The sequence below is a fragment of the Methylobacterium cerastii genome (assembly GCF_022179125.1).
In the GTDB taxonomy this organism is placed as follows: Bacteria; Pseudomonadota; Alphaproteobacteria; order Rhizobiales; family Beijerinckiaceae; genus Methylobacterium; species Methylobacterium cerastii.
The window spans coordinates 1-3,004 of record NZ_BPQG01000091.1 but is presented as its reverse complement, the minus strand read 5'-3'; the positions used below and the strand labels follow the sequence as shown (position 1 = coordinate 3,004).

4 protein-coding genes are annotated in these 3,004 nt (G+C 58.1%); 1 reads left to right on the top strand and 3 read right to left on the bottom strand.

Annotated elements, in window-relative coordinates; all coding sequences use genetic code 11:
* Positions 1 to 292: 292 nt before the first annotated feature.
* Complete coding sequence (locus MFF13_RS23455; protein WP_238273076.1) at positions 293 to 484, bottom strand: hypothetical protein; 192 nt, start codon at positions 482 to 484, stop codon at positions 293 to 295.
* A 78-nt stretch (positions 485 to 562) separates the two neighbouring features.
* Between MFF13_RS23455 and MFF13_RS23450 the strand changes: the two genes are divergently transcribed.
* The gene (locus MFF13_RS23450) at positions 563 to 982 is read left to right on the top strand and encodes a hypothetical protein (RefSeq protein ID WP_238273075.1); all 420 of its coding nucleotides are present in this window, start codon (positions 563 to 565) and stop codon (positions 980 to 982) included.
* Positions 983 to 1,380: 398 nt separating this feature from the next.
* Here the strand turns inward: MFF13_RS23450 and MFF13_RS23445 are convergent, their stop codons facing one another.
* Positions 1,381 to 1,923 (bottom strand): Panacea domain-containing protein, encoded by a 543-nt coding sequence (locus MFF13_RS23445; protein WP_238273074.1) that lies wholly within the window; start codon positions 1,921 to 1,923, stop codon positions 1,381 to 1,383.
* Between the two features lie 89 nt (positions 1,924 to 2,012).
* On the bottom strand, positions 2,013 to 2,939 hold the full coding sequence (locus MFF13_RS23440) for an IS1595 family transposase (RefSeq protein WP_238273073.1): 927 nt from the start codon (positions 2,937 to 2,939) through the stop codon (positions 2,013 to 2,015).
* Between the last annotated feature and the right edge of the window lie 65 nt (positions 2,940 to 3,004).

Below are 3,004 nucleotides of genomic sequence, written 5' to 3'. Positions count from 1 at the left end.
GGCGATTATACCGTTCGCACATACGCCGTGATCAGGCGGGCGGCTGCGATCACGAACAAGGCAAGGGCCGCCGCGGCGGAGACCCAAAGCGCCATAATCAAGTTAGGGCTGGACACCCACACTTTTAGGTCCGCGAACGCCGACGCAGTCCCGAGCGCGCCTGCCGCCCAACACGGACCATCTGGCCTATCCATGGATAGGCAGGGCACATACCCAAACCCAAATCCGCCGAGTGCGAGACCAAGTACGGCTGCAACGATCGGGTCGTACCACCGCAGCGGAACCTTGGTCTTCACTCCGTACCGCTGCCGGCGAGCACCTTCGGCTTCGCGATCCGCTTCAACGCCGCATCAAACTCCGCCTCATCCTCGCTGGCACCAGCCTCGTGCGCGGCTTCGATGAACCGGCGGCGCTGTTCCTCAGGCGTCAGCTTCTCGGCGCCGAGCTTGCTGGGTTTGGATTGTGGCTTCGTGTCTGTCGACATGTTGCGTTCCTACGGTCGTCGGCTCCAATGTAGGCCTGCGCGGTTGCAGGCGGAAGCCACGGGCGTTGAGAGGGCACGTTGGCCGTTCACCTGACCAGCAATGCTGGCCTCTATCACGTAGCGCGCGAGCTATCCCGGCGCGGCTGGCACGTCATGCCAACGGTCCGCAATGCACGTGGCGCCGACCTCTACGCCGCGAGCGCCGATGAGCGGATGGTGCTGCCGATCCAATCTAAGGCGCTGTCCAAGCGGGTACCAGTGCCCTTGGGGCTCAGCCTCGACACCCTTCGCTCGCGGTGGTGGGTCGTCACAATTGAGGCGAACTCGGACAAGCCGATCTGCTTCGTGCTGACCCTGGACGAGGTGCGGGACGGCGCGCACCGCGGGGAGAAGGACGGGAAGGTGTCTTACTGGCTACAGGCGAAAGCCTACGACAAGCCGGAGTACCGCGAGGCGTGGCATCGCCTTGGTGATCCTGCGGCCCAGAAAGGCAGTTAAATCGACCGCTGTTCCTCATGCGTCAGCTTCTCGGCGCCAAGCTTGCCGGGCGTTTGTCCAGCTTCGCCCGCGACGCGATAGCATCCGCTTTCTATTCGCCGTTAAATTGGCTCAACGCGGATATCTTCGATGATGATTGTCTGGTCATCGCCATCCCCTTCCAGTGTATACACTAATGTTATAACGCAAAAGCCTGGAAAATTAAGCGGAGCAGTCTTTACCATAAATACTCCAGGGGCTATTTCCCTGGATTTGTCTGCTGATGGGTCGCGACTTAGTATCCACGTAAGTCCGTCATATATGTCGTGGAAACGCGAGTAAGTGGCATGGGACTGATTTATTACCTCAATGACGTAGATTTGCTCGATAATTGGACGTTCGCGGGCCATCCTAGTTCCTTATGCAACAAGCTGCGCGTCACCCGCTTCCATTCGACGTAAAGCCCAGGCGGCATCTTCGTCACTAACGTCAGCAAGATCATCAATCATTGCTGCATGGAAGGGAATTTCCTCTCCCATTTCCGCCAGCTTCCAAGCGTTCCCATGAGTAGCCTCGCTGATAGAAGCACCCGTATGTCGCTTGGATATAGCATCAACTACATGGTTTATAATTTCTAAATGATCGGAAGAGAATGAAGCCGTCCTAGGCTCTACAAGTGACGTATACTGCTTCTTAGTCTTGCCATAGTATGAAACTTCATCTATGCGGATCAGTCCGTCGCGCTGCATTTCCTGCAATATCGGCAGCATAGCCTTCGGAACCGGCCCCATAGGCTGCTTGACATAGCGAGCACCCGTCAAAGACAGGCCACTGCGAATGAAAATATTTCCATCAACATACCATAAAATCTTGTTGAGCTTTATAGCCCCGAGATTTTTCGGATCCTCAACGCGAGCGATGGCATAGTGGATCAGCGCTTTGAATTTCTCTTTATCGAACATATCGGTCTCCTTCGTTCGATATAGAGGTCCGAACGAGACGGAACAAGATGGGAACATGACGCGGGCACATTCCGCGATTGTACGCGCGTTCAAGCGCTCCGTGAAGCGACGTACGTGAGGCGCTTGCCGACGATGCCCTGCAACGCCCGATCAGCCCGCTCCACGTCGTTCACGCCCAGTTTCACCCGGTTGTTGTACCGGAAGTCGAACTCGGCAAGGTAGCGGTGCAGGTGCTGCTTACCGCAGTGCTGATACACGCCCTTCATGCCGCGCTTGAAGACCGAGAAGTAGCCCTCAACAGTGTTCGTGTGGACAATGCCACGGACGTACTCCTTGGCCGAGTGGGTCGTCATCTGGTGGTCAGCGAACGTGGTGCCGACCTTCGTGTAGATGCTGGACTCATCGGTGAAGAGGCTGGCTTCCTTGAGAATGTTCGCTTCGATGATCGGGCGAAGGGTCTCAGGCTTGATGTCGTCCACGACGACGGAGCGGACCTTGCCGGCGTCACGGTCGAGCAGGGACAGCACCTTCATCTTGTGGTGATAAGCGCGGGCCTTCGGCACGCCGGGCTCGCGACCGATGAAGGTCTCGTCAGCCTCAACGATGCCACCAGCGCCGGGCATGCCGTCGATGCCGCCCATGGGAGCGAGAGAGCCATCGCGCATGGCCTCACGCAGGCGGTGGGCCATGAACCAAGCCGTCTTGTAGGTGACGCCGAGGGTGCGGTGAAGCTGGTGGGCGGAGAAGCCCTTCTTGCTGGAGCACATCAGGTGCGCAGCCTGGAGCCACAGATGTAGCTTCACATGACTGGACTCGAACACCGTGCCGACCGTGACGGTGAACTGCTTCTTGCAGTCGCCGCAGCGACGCAGACCCATCCGACCGCCCTTAACGGCAGTGATCCGACCCATACCGCCGCAGTGAGGGCACACCGGGCCATCAGCCCAGAGGACGCTTTCCAGCTTGCCGAAAGCGGCGGCTTCGTCGTGGAAGAAGGGGGCGGAAAGCGCGGACATCGGTCTAACTCCTTGAGCTAAAACCTACTCCTGCCACCCGTATGTGTCAACGATATAATCGCCAT